This window comes from Nonomuraea sp. PA05 (assembly GCF_008086045.1).
GTDB classification, from domain to species: Bacteria; Actinomycetota; Actinomycetes; order Streptosporangiales; family Streptosporangiaceae; genus Nonomuraea; species Nonomuraea monospora.
This window is the reverse complement of the sequence record NZ_VSEY01000028.1, coordinates 25,846-42,381: the sequence shown is the minus strand read 5'-3', so window position 1 is coordinate 42,381 and position 16,536 is coordinate 25,846. Positions and strand designations below refer to the sequence as shown.

Annotated in this window: 15 protein-coding genes; 8 read left to right on the top strand and 7 right to left on the bottom strand. The window is 72.4% G+C overall.

What is annotated here, in order from left to right; translation table 11 throughout:
- The first annotated feature begins 46 nt into the window (after positions 1 to 46).
- Positions 47 to 2,005, top strand: coding sequence for an acetoacetate--CoA ligase (locus tag FXF51_RS37180; protein WP_148439404.1), 1,959 nt, complete (start codon positions 47 to 49; stop codon positions 2,003 to 2,005).
- Here the strand turns inward: FXF51_RS37180 and FXF51_RS62995 are convergent.
- On the bottom strand, positions 1,995 to 3,647 hold the full coding sequence (locus tag FXF51_RS62995) for an alcohol dehydrogenase catalytic domain-containing protein (RefSeq protein ID WP_262380077.1): 1,653 nt from the start codon (positions 3,645 to 3,647) through the stop codon (positions 1,995 to 1,997). The genes FXF51_RS37180 and FXF51_RS62995 overlap by 11 nt on opposite strands.
- Positions 3,648 to 3,737: 90 nt before the next feature.
- On the opposite strand from FXF51_RS62995, the gene FXF51_RS37165 reads away from it, so the two are divergent.
- Positions 3,738 to 4,694, top strand: a complete 957-nt coding sequence (locus FXF51_RS37165; RefSeq protein ID WP_148439403.1) for an AraC family transcriptional regulator — start codon at positions 3,738 to 3,740, stop codon at positions 4,692 to 4,694.
- A 10-nt stretch (positions 4,695 to 4,704) separates the two neighbouring features.
- On the opposite strand, the gene FXF51_RS37160 is transcribed toward FXF51_RS37165, so the two are convergent.
- Entirely contained in the window at positions 4,705 to 5,364 is a 660-nt protein-coding gene (locus FXF51_RS37160; protein WP_148439402.1) for a response regulator, read from the bottom strand.
- On the bottom strand, positions 5,361 to 6,752 hold the full coding sequence (locus FXF51_RS37155; RefSeq protein WP_222871625.1) for a sensor histidine kinase: 1,392 nt from the start codon (positions 6,750 to 6,752) through the stop codon (positions 5,361 to 5,363). The genes FXF51_RS37160 and FXF51_RS37155 overlap by 4 nt, the downstream gene beginning before the upstream one ends.
- A gap of 137 nt (positions 6,753 to 6,889) precedes the next feature.
- Here FXF51_RS37155 and FXF51_RS37150 point away from each other — a divergent pair, with 137 nt between their 5' ends.
- From FXF51_RS37150 to FXF51_RS37135, 4 genes are all read left to right on the top strand, one after another.
- Entirely contained in the window at positions 6,890 to 7,807 is a 918-nt protein-coding gene (locus tag FXF51_RS37150; RefSeq protein WP_148439401.1) for an ABC transporter ATP-binding protein, read from the top strand.
- Positions 7,804 to 9,327: an ABC transporter permease subunit gene (locus FXF51_RS37145; protein ID WP_148439400.1), complete on the top strand. Its 1,524-nt coding sequence runs from the start codon at positions 7,804 to 7,806 to the stop codon at positions 9,325 to 9,327. The genes FXF51_RS37150 and FXF51_RS37145 overlap by 4 nt, the downstream gene beginning before the upstream one ends.
- Positions 9,324 to 10,100, top strand: a complete 777-nt coding sequence (locus FXF51_RS37140; protein WP_148439399.1) for an ABC transporter permease — start codon at positions 9,324 to 9,326, stop codon at positions 10,098 to 10,100. Before FXF51_RS37145 ends, FXF51_RS37140 begins: the two co-directional genes overlap by 4 nt.
- A gap of 213 nt (positions 10,101 to 10,313) precedes the next feature.
- Positions 10,314 to 10,916, top strand: a complete 603-nt coding sequence (locus tag FXF51_RS37135; protein ID WP_187414775.1) for a L,D-transpeptidase family protein — start codon at positions 10,314 to 10,316, stop codon at positions 10,914 to 10,916.
- A 40-nt stretch (positions 10,917 to 10,956) separates the two neighbouring features.
- On the opposite strand, the gene FXF51_RS37130 is transcribed toward FXF51_RS37135, so the two are convergent.
- The 4 genes from FXF51_RS37130 to FXF51_RS37115 all read right to left on the bottom strand — a co-directional run bounded on the left by FXF51_RS37130 (position 10,957) and on the right by FXF51_RS37115 (position 15,655).
- Complete coding sequence (locus FXF51_RS37130; RefSeq protein ID WP_148439500.1) at positions 10,957 to 12,531, bottom strand: NADH-quinone oxidoreductase subunit NuoF family protein; 1,575 nt, start codon at positions 12,529 to 12,531, stop codon at positions 10,957 to 10,959.
- 79 nt (positions 12,532 to 12,610) lie between these two features.
- Complete coding sequence (locus FXF51_RS37125) at positions 12,611 to 13,465, bottom strand: hypothetical protein (RefSeq protein ID WP_148439397.1); 855 nt, start codon at positions 13,463 to 13,465, stop codon at positions 12,611 to 12,613.
- A 70-nt stretch (positions 13,466 to 13,535) separates the two neighbouring features.
- On the bottom strand, positions 13,536 to 15,023 hold the full coding sequence (locus tag FXF51_RS37120) for a DUF1996 domain-containing protein (protein ID WP_148439396.1): 1,488 nt from the start codon (positions 15,021 to 15,023) through the stop codon (positions 13,536 to 13,538).
- Positions 15,020 to 15,655, bottom strand: coding sequence for a DUF4142 domain-containing protein (locus FXF51_RS37115; protein WP_187414774.1), 636 nt, complete (start codon positions 15,653 to 15,655; stop codon positions 15,020 to 15,022). The genes FXF51_RS37120 and FXF51_RS37115 overlap by 4 nt, the downstream gene beginning before the upstream one ends.
- A 129-nt stretch (positions 15,656 to 15,784) precedes the next feature.
- Between FXF51_RS37115 and FXF51_RS37110 the strand changes: the two genes are divergently transcribed.
- Both FXF51_RS37110 and FXF51_RS37105 read left to right on the top strand, forming a co-directional pair.
- Positions 15,785 to 16,330, top strand: coding sequence for a sigma-70 family RNA polymerase sigma factor (locus FXF51_RS37110; RefSeq protein ID WP_080047242.1), 546 nt, complete (start codon positions 15,785 to 15,787; stop codon positions 16,328 to 16,330).
- A complete protein-coding gene (locus FXF51_RS37105) occupies positions 16,330 to 16,530 on the top strand; it encodes a zf-HC2 domain-containing protein (protein WP_148439394.1) in 201 nt (66 codons plus the stop codon). The genes FXF51_RS37110 and FXF51_RS37105 overlap by 1 nt, the downstream gene beginning before the upstream one ends.
- The last annotated feature ends 6 nt before the right edge of the window (positions 16,531 to 16,536 follow it).

Sequence of the window (16,536 nt, the reverse complement as noted above, 5' to 3'; positions counted from 1 at the left end):
AAGGCCGGGTATGACTTTCCCCCTAACGGGCGACAGGATGAGGCATATGGTTGCTGAGGGCGAGCTTCTCTGGGAGCCGAGCGAAGAGATCGTCGAGTCCGCCAGGCTGACCCACTACCTGCGATGGCTGGGCCGGCCCGTCGACTACGAGGACGCGTGGCGGTGGTCGGTCGATCACCCCGGCGACTTCTGGACGTCGATCTGGGACTACTTCGAGGTGATCGGCGACCGGGGCGACGGCCCGGTGCTGTCGGGGGAGATGCCCGGCGCCACGTGGTTCGCCGGGAGCACGCTCAACTACGCCGAGAACGCGCTGCGGCGCACCGAGGGCACCGCGCTCGTCTTCGTCTCCGAGGACGGCGGCCGGCAGGAGCTGTCCTGGGCCGAGCTGCGCGAGGAGGTCGCCAGAGTGCGCGCCGGGCTGGTGCGGCTGGGCGTCGGGCGCGGCGACCGGGTGGCCGCCTACCTGCCCAACATCCCGCAGGCCCTGATCGCCTGCCTGGCCACCGCCTCGCTGGGCGCGATCTGGTCGGCCGGCTCGCCCGACTTCGGGGTGCCGAGCATCGTCGACCGGTTCAAGCAGATCGAGCCCAAGGTGCTCATCGCCGTGGACGGCTACCACTACAACGGCAAGAGCTACGACCGCTCGGCCGCGGTCAACGAGATCGCCGCCGAGCTGCCCTCGCTGCGGGCCACCGTGTGGATCCCGTACCTGGCGGCGGTCGCGGAGGGACGCGCGCCGCAGCAGGCCGAGCCGGGCATCGGGCACACCGAGGAGGTGCCGCACGGCGAGGTGATCGGCTGGGAGGGGCTGCGGGCCGAGGAGGGGCCGCTGGAGTTCGAACGGGTGCCGTTCGACCACCCGCTGTGGATCCTCTACTCCAGCGGCACGACCGGCCTGCCCAAGCCGATCGTGCACGGGCACGGCGGCGTGGTCCTCGAACACCTCAAGTCGCTCGCCTTCCACCAGGACCTGGGCGAGGACGATGTGTTCTTCTGGTACACCACCACGGGCTGGATGATGTGGAACTACCTCATCGGCGGCCTCCTGGTGGGGGCCACGCCCGTGCTGTACGACGGCTCCGCCACCCACCCCTCGCCCGCCGCGCTGTGGCGGATCGCCGACTCGGAGGGCGTGACGTACTTCGGGGTCGGGGCGCCGTACATCATGGCCTCGCTCAAGGCCGGCATCCATCCCGAGGGGCTGGAGCGGCTGCGCGGGGTCGGCTCCACCGGCTCGCCGCTGCCGCCGGAGGGCTTCGCCTGGGTGACCGCCGAGCTGCCCGGCATCCCCGTCGGGTCGTTCTCCGGCGGGACGGACGTGTGCACGGGGTTCGTCGGGGCCACCATGCTGCACCCGATCAGGGCGGGGATCATCCCGTGCCGGTCGCTGGGGGCGAAGGTGGAGTCTTACGACCCGATGGGCAAGCCGGTCGCCGGCGAGGTGGGGGAGCTGGTGCTGAGCCTGCCGATGCCGTCCATGCCGGTCGGCTTCTGGAACGACCCCGGGGGCGAGCGGTACACCGAGAGCTACTTCGACGTCTATCCGGGTGTGTGGCGGCACGGCGACTGGATCAAGATCAACGAGGACGGGAGCTGCGTGATCTACGGCCGCTCCGACTCGACGCTCAACCGCGGCGGCGTGCGGATGGGGACCAGCGAGTTCTACCGGGTCGTCGAACGGTTCGACGAGATCGCCGACAGCCTCGTCATCGACACCGGGCAGCTCGGGCAGGAAGGGCGGCTGCTGCTGTACGTCACGCTCGCCGAGGGCGCCTCGCTGAGCGAGGCGCTGGAGCGGGAGCTGTGCGACGCGCTGCGGGCCGAGCTGTCGCCGCGGCACGTGCCGAACGAGATCCGGGTGGTTCCTGGCATTCCCCGGACGTTGTCCGGCAAGAAGCTCGAAGTTCCGGTGCGGAAGATCCTGCTCGGCACGCCCGTGGCGGACGCGGCCAATCCTGATGCGATGGCGAATCCGGAGGTGCTGCGGCACTTCACGCCATGAGGATGGTGACCTTGCCGCGCAGGTCGCCCGCTTCCGCCCTGCGGTGGATCTGAGGCAGCTCGGGCAGCGGGTGCCCCTCGGCGATCTCGACCGCCAGGCCGTCGTCGTCGATCAGGCCGGCGAGGGTGGTCAGGTGGCGCGGGTCGTAGCGCATGACGAAGTGACCCTCGCCGCCGGCGATCGATACGACGGTGCGGTTCTCGCCGGATGGCCCGTTCGCGCCCGGGATCAGGTTCAGGAGCACGTCCGTGCCGGCGGGCAGCGGCGTCGTGGTGTAGTCGATCACCTCGTCGGCGCCGAGGCGGCGGACCGCGGCGGCGCTGCGCGGGCTCGCCGTGGCCACCACGCGCGCGCCCGCCAGCTTGGCGAGCTGCACGGCGAACAGCCCCACCCCGCCGCCCGCCCCGTTGACCAGCACACTCTGCCCCTCGGTGACACGGGCGTGCTCGTGGACCGCCTGCCAGGCGGTGAGCCCGGCAACGGGGACGGCGGCGGCGTCGGCGAGCGGAACGCTCCGGGGAGCGTGGGCCAGGACGCGCACCGGGGCGACCGCGTACTCGGCCGCCGCGCCGTCCACCATGCCGAACACCCGGTCGCCCGGCGCGAACCCGGTGACACCCGCGCCGGTCCCGACGACCGTGCCGGACACGTCCCAGCCGAGGGTGTGCGGCAGGCTCGCGCCGAACACCTCCGGCAGCAGCCCGGACCGCAGGCCGACCTCGGACGGGTTGAACGAGGTGGCGGCCACCTCGACCAGCACCTCTCCCGGCCCGGGGCGGGGCACAGGGACCTCGTCGACCTGGATCACCGAGGCGTCCCCGAACGCGTGGATCCGCGCCGCCCGCATCACGGACCGGGACGGCCGCCGCGGGGTGCGGAAGGCGCCGGCGTGTTCCGCCGCCCACTCCAGGAACGAGCGCGGCGGAGCCTTCGTGACCTCCTCCACCACCGGCGTCACCGCGGCGGGCCTGCTCACCAGCGCCGCCTGCGCCCGCAGGACCTCCTCCGCCACGCCGGGCGGCCAGCCCTCGGCCAGGAGCCCGATCCTGGCCTGCTCGGGCGCGAGCTCCTCCCACCGCGCCGGGATCCCGGTGACCTCGGAGACGATCCGCACCTGATCCGCCTGGGAGATCGTCTCGGGCCCGGTCAGCTCGTAGGCGGCCCCGTGATGCCCCGGATCCAGCAACGCCCGTACGGCGACGGCCGCGACGTCCCGCTCGTGCACCACCGGCATGCCCGCCGCCCCGTGAGCGCCCCGCACCACGCCCGCCCGCACCTGCCGCGCCCACCGCAGGGCGTTGGCCGCGAACGCGTGCGGCCGCAGGAACGTCCACTCCCCGGCCGTCTCCTCGACCAGCCGCTCGACCTCGCGCTCGGGCCCGCGCCGCGCGGCGGACGACAGGTAGACCACCCGCCGCCCCGCCAGCTTCTCCCGCAGCACCTCCCGGGCGCCCTCGGCCGTGTCGAACGGCCACACCAGCAGCACCGACGTGACCCCGTCCAGCGACGGCATCGCCGCGAGGTCCCGCAGATCGCCGGTACGCCTGCTCAGCGCCACGACCTCAGCCCCGGCCTCCCGCAGCAGCTCCACCGCGTGCCGCCCCACCGTGCCGGTCGCCCCGGTCACCAGAATTCGTTTCACCCTCGCAACCGTAGAGGGGGAGCTGAAGATGGCCAATGCGTTCAGATCTTCTATTCATACGTCAGCGTCTCGCACGCTAGAGTCCTCGACATGGACGTGCTCAGTGACGTGATCTCCGTCATGCGGACAGGGCGGCCCCGATCGGCCCGCGTCGAGTGGCGTGCCCCCTGGGGCCAGCGGTTCCCCGCCGCGCCGGGTTCTGCGGGCTTCCAGGTGGTCCTGCGAGGGTCGGGCTGGCTGCTGCCCCCGGACGGGCCGCCGATCGCGCTGTCCACGGGCGACGTCCTGTTCTTCCCGCACGGCCACGGCTACGCCATCGCCGACAGCCCGTCCACACCGGTGGCCGACCCGCGGTGCGACCCGTACACCGACGAGGCCGGCCTGTTCGCCACGGCCACGAACGAAGGGCCCGGCGCGGCCACGGTGCTGCTGTGCGGCGGCTACCGGCTCGACCCGAGCCGCGCGCACCCGCTGCTGCGCGAGCTGCCCGAGCTGATCCACCTGCCGGCGGGGCCAGGGCTGCACGCCGAGGTACGCGCCGCCGTCGAGCTGCTGGGCGCCGAGATGCACCGCCCAGGGCTGGGCGCCGACACGATCGTCTCGTCCCTGCTCGACATGCTGCTGCTGTACATCCTGCGCACCTGGTTCGTGGCCGAGCACGGGAACTGCGAGGTCACCGGCTGGTCGGCGGCGCTGGCCGATCCCGCCGTCAGCGCCGCGCTCGACGCCATGCACCGCGACCCGGCCCGGCCGTGGACCGTGGCCGAGCTGGGCGCGCGGGCCGGGCTGTCGCGGGCGGCGTTCGCGCGGCGGTTCGGGGCGCTCGTGGGGCAGCCGCCGCTGGCGTACCTGACGTGGTGGCGGCTGTCCAGCGCCGGTCGGCTGCTGCGCGAGAGTGACGCGCCGTTGAGCGAGATCGCCGCCCAGGTGGGTTACGCGTCGGAGTTCGCGTTCGCCAACGCGTTCAAACGCGAGTACGGCCTCGCCCCCGGCCGGTACCGCCGCACGGCCTGCCGGCCCCCTGCGGAGGCCGCGCTCGCCCCCTGAGCCGGGGTGCTCAGCCGCGTTCGCCCGGGACGACCAGCCCCGACTCGTACGCCGTGACCACGGCCTGGGTCCTGTCGCGCAGGCCGAGCTTGCTCAGCACCCGGCTGACGTGGGTCTTGACCGTCTCCTCCGTCACCACCAGCCGATCGGCGATCTCCAGGTTGGACAGCCCCTCGGCCACCAGCCGCAGCACCTGCGTCTCACGCGGCGTCAGCGCCGACAGGGCCGCGCCAGGACCGGCGGGCCGGGGCGTCAGGCGGGCGAACTCGCTGATCAGGCGGCGGGTGACGGCCGGGGCCAGCAGCGCCTCACCACCGGCGATCACGCGGACCGCCTCGAAGAGCCGCTCCGCCGTGACGTCCTTGAGCAGGAAGCCGCTGGCGCCGGCGCGCAGCGCGTCGTAGACGTACTCGTCGAGGTCGAACGTCGTCAGAATGAGCACCCGCGGCCCGCCGGGGCCCGCCAGCAGCCGGGTGGCTTCGATGCCGCCCATGCCCGGCATGCGCACGTCCATCAGCACCACGTCGGGGGACAGCTCGCGGCACACCCGCACCGCCTCCGCCCCGTCGGGCGCGGTGCCGACGACCTCGAAGTCCGGCTGGGTGTCGAGCAGCTCGGCGAACCCCGTACGGACGACCAGGTGATCGTCGGCGATGACGACGCGGATCACGCGGCGTCCCTGCCCGGCAGGCGCGCCTCGACCAGGAAACCGCCGCCCGGCGCGGACCCGACGCGCAGCTCACCGCCGACCGCCGCCGCCCGCTCCCGCATACCGGACAGACCATGCCCGCCGCCCTGCCCGCTGCCCTGCCCGCCGCTCTGCCCGCTGCCCTGTTCGCCGGGCGCGTCGCGGGGGCCGGGGCCGTTGTCGCGGATGAGCACCCGCAACGTCTCGCCCGTGTAGTCGAGCTCCACGTCCACCGCCGCCCCCGGCGCGTGGCGGCGGGCGTTGGTGAGCGCCTCCTGCACGATCCGGTACGCGGCCAGCTCCACACCCGGATCCAGCTCCACCGGCGCACCCCGCAGGATCAGCCGGGTGCTGCTGCCCGAGGCGTCCCTGGCCTCGTCGAGCAGCTCGTTCAGCTCGTCCAGGCGCAGGCCGGGCTGCGGGTGCCAGGTCGTCTCCGCCTGCGCGTCCTCCCGCAGCACGCCGAGCAGCCTGCGCATCTCCGTCAGCGCCGACCTGGCGGTGTCGCCGATCGCCAGCAGCCGCTCCGCCCCCGCCGCGGGCATGCCGGGGACGGCCAGCCGGGCGGTCTCGGCCTGGACGGCGACCATGGAGATGTGGTGGGCGACCACGTCGTGCAGCTCCCTGGCGATGCGGGCGCGCTCGCCGCGCGCCGTGTGCTCCAGCAGACTGTCGGCGATGACCTGGCGGGCGGCCGTGTCGGCCCTGGCCTGGTGGCGGGCGCGGCGGGCGATCCCGGCCAGCGCGGCGGCCGGGGCGAGGCAGCCGAGCAGCAGGACGAGCAGGCGGATCGAGCCGCCGGACCGGCCGGACGCCTCCAGCAGCACCGTGAGCACGGGGAACGGCACGGTGAGGGCCACCGCGCGCCACGGCGGCCCGTCGAACCGGTAGGCGGCGACGAGCTGGGCGATCAGGCCGGCGGGGGTGAAGGTGTGGAAGGCGGTGATCGACAGCAGACTCGCGCCCGTGACCAGGAGACCGGCGGTGACGGGCTGGGTCCACAGGAGGGCGAGGGGGAGGGTGGTGGCGAGGGCGAGCAGCGGGAAGGCCGCGGCGCGCACCCGCGGATCGGGGTCCCCGCCCGCGCCGTCCGCAGGCAAGGGCATGCCGGCCGCCGCGTCGCCGTCCACGGGCAAAAGCGTGCCCGTCGCGTCGCCGGACGTCGGGACCGGTGCGCCGGCCGAGTCGTCGCCCGCGGGCACCACCTCGGTCTGTGACAGGGCGAAGCTCCCGGGCCCGGCCTGCGCGACCGCCTGCGCCACCCCGGCCAGCGCCAGCGACGCGAGGAGCGCGACGGGCACGTACCGGGCGCCGGCGAGCCGCCGGACGACCCTCGCCCACACCGCCTGCCACCCGTACGCTCGCTCCACGACCCTCATTGTTTCCCGCCACCCCCCGGCACGGCATCCCTCCCAGGAGGGACGGCCGCTCACGGGCGAGAGTGATCCGGACAATCGCTCCCAGGCGTGACGACCGGCAGGCCCCCCGCTGCCTAGTGTGCCTGCCCATGGAAGCAACCATCGAAGTCACCGGCCTGCGCAAGCAGTTTGGCCGGACGAGGGCGCTGGACGGGATGACGTTCACGGTGCTGCCGGGCCAGGTGACCGGTTTCGTCGGGCCGAACGGCGCGGGCAAGTCCACGACGATGCGCGTGGTGCTCGGCCTCGACGCCCCCGACGAGGGCAGCGCGCTGGTGGGCGGCCGGCCGTACCGGAGCCTGTCGCGCCCGCTGAGTCACGTCGGCGCGCTGCTGGACGCCGGCGCGCTGCAGCCGGGCCGCACGGCGCGCAACCACCTGTTGTGGCTGGCGCACTCGCAGGGGCTGGGTGTGCGGCGCGTGGACGAGGTTCTCGACCAGGTGGGGCTGGCCGGGGTGGCGCGGCGCAGGGCGGGCGGGTTCTCGCTGGGCATGCGGCAGCGGCTGGGGATCGCCGCGGCCCTGCTCGGCGACCCGCCGGTGCTCATGCTGGACGAGCCGTTCAACGGGCTGGACCCGGAGGGCATCGTGTGGATCCGCGCCTTCCTGCGGTCGCTGGCGGGGGAGGGGCGGGCGGTGCTGGTGTCCAGCCATCTGATGAGCGAGCTGGAGGACACGGCGGGTCATCTGGTGGTGGCGGGCCGGGGCCGGGTGGTCGCGGACATGGCGGTGTCGGAGCTGATCGCTTCGGCGTCGCGTGACCGGGTGACGCTGCGTACCACGGCGAGGTCGGCGGCGATGGCGGCGCTGGCGGGGGCCGGGGCGACGGTGACGGCCAGCGAGCGGGACACGCTCGTCGTGTCGGGGCTGCCAGCCGAGGGCGTGGTGCGGCTGCTGGGCGCGCACCAGGTGCCGTTCTCCGAGGTGAGCGCGCACCGGGCGACGCTGGAGGAGGCGTACCTGGAGCTGACGAGGGACGCCGTGGAGTACAGGGGGGCGGCGCGATGAGCCGGCGTCACGTGCTGCTCGCGGAGTGGACGAAGCTGAGGACGGTACGCGGCTGGATGGCGGGCATGGTGGTGGTCTGCCTCGCCGTCGTAGGGCTGGGCCTGCTGTTCGCCACCGGCAGCCACTCCTCGTGCAGCAAGGGCCCCGTCGAGGTGCCCTGCCCGGTGCCGCCGACGGGCCCGGACGGCACGGCGGTCGATGACCGCTTCTACTTCGTCAGCCTGCCGCTGGACGGCAACGGCGTGATCACCGCGCGGGTCGGCTCCATGACCGGCCAGATCCGCCTGCCCGACGCGACCCCCGGCGTGCGGAACGTCGTACCCGGCGTGGTTCCCTGGGCCAAGGCCGGGCTCATGATCAAGGCGAGCACCGAGCAGGGGGCCTCGTACGCGGCGGTGATGGTCACCGGCGCGCACGGCGTGCGCATGCAGCACGACTTCACCGAGGACGTGGCGGGCAGCCCGCAGAAGGTGTCGGCGCAATCGCCGCGCTGGCTGCGCCTGAGCCGCGAGCGGGACACGATCGTCGGCGAGGAGTCGTCCGACGGCGAGCAGTGGACCAGGGTCGGCACCGCCCGGCTGGCGGGGCTGCCCGCCACGGTGCGGGTGGGCCTGTTCGCCGCCTCGCCCCCCGACGTGCGGGTGGAGACCAACCCGCTCGGCGGCACGGCCACGGCAGGGCGCTTCAGCGAGGTCACCGCGCTGATGGACCAGGTCACCGTGGGCGGCGCGACGTCCGGTAAGTGGCAGCAGAACGACATCGGCGTGGAGTACGACGCGGACGGCACCCCGCACCACCCCGGCGGGCTCGCCAGGAACGGCGACACGTTCGCCGTCACGGGGACCGGCGACATCGCCCCCAACACGGCCGAGGGCACCGTCGAGCGCACGCTGACCGGCTCGCTGATCGCGCTCGTCGTGGCGATCGTGGTGGCGGTGCTGTTCGTGACCGCCGAGTACCGGCGCGGGCTGATCCGCACGACGCTGCTGGCCAGTCCGCGGCGCGGCCGGGTGCTGGTGGCCAAGGCCGCGGTGGTGGGCGCGGTCACGTTCGCGGCCGGGCTGGCGGGCGCGGGCGTGACGGTGCCGCTGGCGGTGCGGATCCTGCGCGGCAACGGCATCTTCACGCTGCCGGTGAGCACGCTCACGGAGCTGCGGGTGATCGCGGGCGCGGCGGGGGTGCTGGCCGTGTCGGCCGTGCTCGCCCTCGCGCTGGGCGCCCTGTTCCGCCGCAGCGCGCCGGCGGTCATCACGGCCATCCTGGTGCTGATCGTCCCGTACGTGCTGGGCACCGCGTCCATCCTGCCCGACGAGGTCTCGCGGTGGCTGCTGCGGCTCACCCCGGCGGCCGGGTTCGCGATCCAGCAGAGCGTGCCGGAGTACGAGCAGGTGACCTCGCACTACGTGCCCGCGATGGGGTACTTCCCGCTGCCGCCGTGGGGCGGGTTCGCGGTGCTGTGCGCGTGGGCGGCCGTCGCGCTCGGCCTGGCCGTGCGCAGGCTGAACGGGAGGGACGCGTGAGGCGCGAACTGCACGCCGAGTGGACGAAGCTGCGCACGGTGACGGGGCCCGGCTGGTTGCTGCTCGGCATCGTGGTGCTGACGGTGGCGGGCGGCGCCGCCGCCTCCGGCGCGATGACCTGCCCGTCGGCGGGCTGCGGCCAGGACGCCACCCGGATCGCCCTGTTCGGGGTCCAGCTCGGCCAAGGGCTGGTGGCGCTGCTGGCCGTGGTGGCGGTCTGCGGCGAGTACAGCACGGGGATGATCCGCACCAGCCTGACGGCGATGCCGCGCAGGATGTCCGCCCTGGCCGCCAGGACGGGCCTGCTGGCCGGGCTGACGCTGGCCGCGGGGACGCTCGGCGTGCTGGGCTCCCTGCTGGCGGCGCGGCTGCTGCTGCCGGGCAACGGCTTCACACCGGAGCACGGCTATCCGCCGCTGTCACTCTCCGACGGGCCCACGCTGCGGGCGGCGGCCGGCTCTGTGCTGTATCTCGCGCTGATCGCGGTGCTGAGCGCGGGCGTGGCGACGGCCGTGCGGGACTCGGCGGTGTCGGCGGGCGCCGTGCTGGGGCTGATCTATCTCTTCCCGATGCTCGCCCTGCTGATCCAGGACGAGGACGTGCAGCTCGTGCTGTGGCGGCTGTCGCCGATGAACGCGGGGCTGGCCGTGCAGGCCACCACGAGCCTGTCCGCCATGCCCATCGGCGCGTGGGCGGGGCTCGGCGTGGCGGCGGCGTGGGCCGCGGCGGCGCTGGCGTGCGGCGGATGGTTGCTCAGCATTCGAGACGCCTAAATACGAAATAACCGATATTGGCGGGATCCGGTTATTAGCCGGGGCTTTGCTTGACAAAAGCCATGAATTCTCAGCGGTGCGGGTAGGCGTTGATTTATGAGGATAAAGCTTCAAACAATAGCCGCCCTTGGTGTCAGCGCCGCCGTTGTCTGCGGGCTCCCGGCTCCCGCGTCCGCCGACCACACGGACTCGACCGGACAGGTGGAAGGCGTCGTGCTGCGGCCCGGAGCCCGCGGGGAGGCCGTCAAGCTGCTGCAGGAGCGGCTGCACCGCGGCCACTACTACTTCGGGAAGATCAACGGCGTCTACGACGACCAGACCAAGATGGCGGTCTGGGCGCTGCAGAAGCACCGCAAATTGATGCCGCAGGCCGAGGTCGGGTCGCGGGTGTGGACGGCGCTGGAGCGGCCGTCGCGGCGGCGCCCGCTGGTGCCGAACGGCGGCGCGGACCGGGTGGAGATCAACCTGCGCGACCAGCTCCTGACCGTCTACCGCGACCGCAAGCCCGCGCTGATCACGCACATCTCGTCCGGCGCCGAGGTGCGCTACTGCGAGGACGGCCGCTGCGGCAACGCCATCACGCCGGTCGGCGACTTCCGAGTCTCGCGGCGGGCGCCGGGCTGGACGACGGGGCGGCTCGGCTCCATGTTCAACTCGCTGTACTTCGTCGGCGGCATCGCCATGCACGGCTCGACCAAGGTGCCGCTCCGCCCCGCCTCTCACGGCTGCGTGCGCGTGCCGCTGACGGCGTCCAAGCGCCTGTTCCAGATGGTGCGGATCGGCGAGCCCGTTTATGTAAGGGGCTCGATCATGTGACCCGCCTCAACCGGAACAGGCGCCATTCTTCTTCGTCCATTCACGCGCGCGCGATGCCGACGCGGGAAAGCCGCGGCACGCTTTCTCCCGCCTTCTTCATCACTCCGTCCTTGACCAGTCGCAGCGGCTTGCCCGCCGGCTTGGGCGCGCCGCCGTGGTCGCCGCCGGTGGTCTGCGCCAGCCGCAGCGCCAGCGCCGGGCACATGTCGACCGCCCGCCGCGCGTCCTTGGCCATGAACGCGGGGATCTGGCGGAACGACGGGAACCCGTAGTCGTCCAGGTCCACGAACTCCGGCAGCAGGTGCGCGCACAGCCCGTGACCCTGGCAGCGGGACCAGTCGACCTCCAGCCGGTACTGCGCCTCGGCCTCGCGCTCCGGCATCGGCAGCACCCCGCGCACGGGGCGCCCGCAGGAGCCCTGCTCCAGGTGCGTGGCGATCTCGACCTCGAACGCGTCCAGCGCCGACAGCACGAACTTGGCCGTGCCGTCCGGGTGGAAGCACGCGCCGCGCCGCTCGACGCCGCGCACGCACCGCCGTACGGCGTCGATCGAGCCGGTGCCCTCGACGAGCGCGTACATGGCCTTGGCGATGTCGGGCAGGCCGAGCCGGCACGGCCCGCACTGTCCCGCGGACTCGGCCGCGAGGTAGGCGGCGACCCTGGCGGCCTCGCCCAGTGCGCAGGTGGACTCGCCGAGCGGGACGATGATCCCGGCGCCCAGCGTGGCGCCGGCCTGCTTCATGCCCTCGCGCGAGAGCACGGCGGTCTCGACGACGTCCGCCGACAGCCACGCGCCGTGGTAGCCGCCGATGAGCACGCCGTCGCCGATCTCCGCCTCGCACAGTCCGAGCACGTCCGACAGGTACGTCCCCGCCGGCGCCTCGATGACGGCGCCGTGGGCCGCGCCGCCGCTGACCGTGAGCAGGATCGTGCCGGGCTCCTTGGCGGTGCCCACCTCGGCGTACTTCTCCGGCCCGTACTCGGCCAGCAGCGCGAACTGCGCGTACGTCTCCGTGTTGGACAGCAGCGTCGGCAACCCGTCCACACCGCTCGTCGCGGCGCGCTTCTTCCTGCCCGGCGGGATGCCCTCCTCTCCGTTCACGGCCTTGACCAGCGCGCCGCCCTCGCCGGAGATGAACCGCTCCTTGATCCCGACCACTCTGATCGGGACCCGGCTCTCGGCTCCGCCGGACACGTTGGCGGCGCGGCGCTCGTTCACGGCCGCGGTGACGGACGCCTCGGCGACCTCGCCGCCTGCCGTGGCCACGACCACCTCGCGGGCGCCCAGCGCCTCGGCCGCCAGCACTGCGCCGTCCAGCACGAGATGCGGGTTGCGGGTGAGCAGCATGGCGTCCTTGGAGCTGGCGGGCTCGCCCTCGGCGCCGTTGACCAGCACGACGCACTCGCCGGCCGAGCGGGCCGCGTCGGCCACGGCCCGCAGCTTGCGGGCGAACGGGAAGGCCGCGCCGCCCCTGCCGCGCATGTCCACCTCGTTGGCGTACGAGATGAGCTCACCCAGCTCCCTGGGCTCCACGACGCCGTGGAGGGTGCGGTGGGCGGGCAGGTCCAGACGACGGCAGTGGTCCAGCCCGGCGGTCAGCCGGGCCGGACCCATGCGTAACACCCGTGGCACTCTGGCCGGAATCACATGTGCTCCTTGCGAGGTGCGGGAACCGGTCGGGCCACCAGCGGGTTCATCCTGCCTCCCGGTATCTGCGGCGGGCCTCGGCGAGGCTCACGGGGCTCGGCATCCCGGCGGACGCTCCGGCCGCCACCTTCTGCGGGGCGCGCTGGGGAGCCTGCTGGGGAGCCTTCTGTGGCCGCTCTGACGGCACGCCCATGGCGGCCGGCGCGGTAACGGCGGGTGTTTCGACCTTCTCGGGCACGACCGGCGGCCTGCGGACCGTCGCCAGCACGCGGACGATCAGCGCGCCGCCGACCGCCGCCATGCTGGCCACGTACGACCAGGCCACCCAGCCGGCCGGCGGGCGGCCGGCCGTCAGTCCGTGCATGATCCCGACCGGCCAGGCCAGGTACGCGGCGGAATGCAGGATCCGCCACATCCACGGCCTGGTCCGCGTCGCGAACCGCCCCCTGAGCATCCCCGTCACCACGGCCACGACCATCAGGTCGAAGGCCAGGGTGCCGAGCCCCACGGCGATCCCGGCGACCGGCACGACCGCCGCCCCCGGCGGCACGTGCCCGAGGCTGATCATGAGGGTGATGTGCGTGATCAGGTAAGCCAGCCCGATGAGCGCGGTGGCCCGGTGGGCGAGCTGGGCCTTGACCCGGTTGGCCGGTGACAGGAAGACGCGTTCCGTGGTGAGCAGGCCGAGCGCGACGGTCGCGGTCAGCAGCACCAGGGCGAACACGCCCGCGTAGAACTCGAGGAAGCCGACCCCTCGGCCGAGCAGCGCGATCCCGCGTTCCGTCCTGGTCAGCGCGAACACTGTCAGCACGAGGGCCGCGATGGAGGCGCTCGCCCCCAGCCGGACGTTCCTGGTGTCCAGCAAGGTGGGGGCGTGCCTGGGGTGTCGTCTGTGGAGCATCTATTTCCCTCCAAGGTCGGGTGAGGGTGCGACTCGGAGAGCTGCGTTGCCCAAGAGGGCGACGATCAGGTCAGCAACGGCGGCCGCGGTTGATGCATGAGACGACGAACTGCATCAGCCGGTCGGGCATCACGTTGGCGAAGTCCGCGTGGTCGGTGACCGGGTTGTGCTTCTGTTCCGGGAAGGCGTCCAAGGCGAAGGACGGACCCTGCGGCACGGTGTACGTGAGGGTCATGCGAAGCTGCGGAATCGCCCTGGTGCCCTGCGGACAGGCGCCGCCCTGGCCGGGGAAGACCACGTGCGTGCGGTGATTGGCGCTGTCGGTGTTCTGACCGTCCCAGCAGCTGGGGAAGTCCAGGATACGAACGACCTGGCTGCCGCGCGGGCAAAGCGGATATTTATCGGGAGTTATGCGATTTTGGAATCCCGTGCAGGTCCAGGCCGCCCTGGCGTTGGCGGTGCCGTTCGTCGCGGCCTTCGCGTCGCCGGTGATCAGCCTGAGGAACCTCGGCATGGCCACGACCCTGGAGGAGGCGTTGCCGCGGAACTCCAGGGACACCGAGCGGGCCCGCAGCACCTGGCCGACGTTGCCGTCCGGGTCGTTGGCGTTCGCGTCCGACCTGCGGTCCCGCAGGACCGGCCAGAAGTACGTGGACAGGTCGCCCCGCTGGCAGGTCGTGCCCGCCGCCGCCAGGCTCTCGTCGGTGGAGAATCCGTCCGTCGACAGGTTGCCCACGTAGTCGTGCAGGTGGTGCGCACCGTTGCTCACGCCCGGGGCGACGATGAAGTTGTCCGGGTTGTTGTGGCCGTTCTGGTTGGTGCCGCAGCGGGAGACGAACGTGCCGCGCGAGCCGTTCCTGTTGAAGCGCACGTTGTTGTTGACCCGCCCGACCTGCCGGATGTCGACGAAGTCCTCGGGGAACGGGCCCAGGTCGGCGCACTGCTCCTCCTCGCCGCCGCCCGTCGCGGTGGGGGAGGGCGAGGCCGAGCCGGTGGGCGAGGCGGTGGGGCTCTGGGTCTGGCTGGGGCTCGGGGTGGGCGTGCGGGTGGACTGGTTGCCGCCGCGGCGGCGCCCGAAGGTGCTGGCGGTCTCCTCCGGCGCGGCCTCCGGGTTGTCGGCCCCGGTGCCGTTGTCGGTGCCGGTGTCAGCGCCGGTGCCGTTGTCGGTGCCGTCGCCGGCGTCCGCCTCGGGGGACTGCGCGGGGTCGAGCAGCGCGATGCCGCCGCCCTGGGGGGCCTGCTGGTCGTCGTTCTGCCCGGTGCCCTGCTGATCCTGTTGCTGGTCCTGTTGCTGTCCCTGCTGGTTCTGATCCTGTTGCTGGCCCTGGTCCTGGTCCTGGTTCTGTCCCTGGTCCTGGTTCTGATCCTGGTCCTGGTTCTGGTTCCGGCCCTGCTGGGTCTGGCTCGACGAAGGTGACGCCGAGGGTGACTGGGTGGCCTCCGCCGGGTCGCAGTGGTCGGCCAGAACCGGGCCGACGCCAATGACGGCCGCGGACACCAGGCCACCCGCCACCACCGCGAGGGTGGTCACGGCCGCGGCCATGCGTCTGGATCTCATGATGTGTGTCTCCTCTTTTCAACCGCCAGTGCGACGGGTGGAGCGGGTGAGGGCGTCGGGGGTTCGGGCAGCTGGTTGTGATCGACCAGCCCGGTGGACTCGAGGTAACCCATGTGGCGCATCACGTAGTTGATGCCTTCCTGGGCGAACTTCCTGATCTCGGAGTTGCGGGTCCCGGACCGTACGCCCGCCACGACGGTGAAGACCTTGCCGTGCGCGGCACGCAGCAGGTTCGCGAAGTCCTTGTCGAAGGCCGGCCCGCTTTCGGCCGCCAGCTGGGCCATCCAGCTCTGCTGGTCGGCGTTGGGCTCGTCGGGCAGGGCCACGCCGAGCTTCTTCGCGGTCTGACGCGTGATCAGGTCGAGGTCCATGTGCTCTTCCATGATCAACTTGCCGACTTCCTTCACACGCTGGGACTCGGCGCGGGTCTGGGCGTACTCGCCGACGGGCATCTCCCAGAGCCCCGCCTGGCGTACCTTGATCAGCAGATCGCGGTCAGCGGCCGTGAGCGGCCCTGATGAGGTCTGCGTCCACTGGGCGGCCGCGGGATCGATCGCCGGCGGCATGACCAGCGCGATCGTCACGGCGGCGGCTACCACGAAGCCGCCGAGCATGAACAACTCGCCGCGCAAAAGCCTGTGCATGGTCGGAGGTACGCGGCCGTCTCGGTCCAGGTTCACGCATGGCCGGGAATAGTTAGAAATGACTGGAGTTATCGGAGTGGCTACCGCTTGGATAACGAAGGTGTAAAGATGTGCCCCGTGCTAGGTCACCTCGACGGCAGGTTCGAGAGTGCGGATGCCGAGGCGGAGCATCGCATCGCGGTGCTTTACCAGGAGTTCGGCGGCCCTCTGCTGCGCCACGTACGCAAATCAACAGGTAACGACCTTCAGTGGGCTGAAGACGTCGTGCAGGAGACGATCGTCAGGGCCTGGCGGAACTCGGCAAGACTGCAATGGGAACCGAGCCTCATATGGGCGTGGCTGCTGACAGTGGCCCGTCGCATAGTCATTGATGGTCGTCGGCGGAAGAGTGTCCGGCCGCAGGAGGTCGAGCCACCCGAAGTCGACATGATGTCGGTGCCCGATGGATCGGAGCGAGCGTTATCGGCGATGGTCGTCGCTGACGCGCTGCGGTCCCTGTCCGAAGAACACCGCGAAGTCATTGAGCAGACCTACCTCCGAGACCGTACGATAAGTGAGGCGGCGGAGATTCTGGGGATCCCACCGGGCACGGTCAAGTCCCGGCTCTACTACGGGATCCGGGCTCTCCGCGAACTGCTGCGGGACAAGGGGGTAGCCGGCTGATGCATGACGGGGTGGCCGCCTACGTCCTCGGCGTCCTCGATGAGGAGGAGCACGAGGCCTTCGAACGCCACCTCGACACGTGTGAGCGGTGCCAGGCGGAGCTGATTGAGCTTGCCGAGCTGCCCGACCAGCTCGACGAGCTCAAGAACGACCCCTCCTCGACCTCCGGTGACGATCCCCCCATGTCGATGTCACGTTGACGTCTA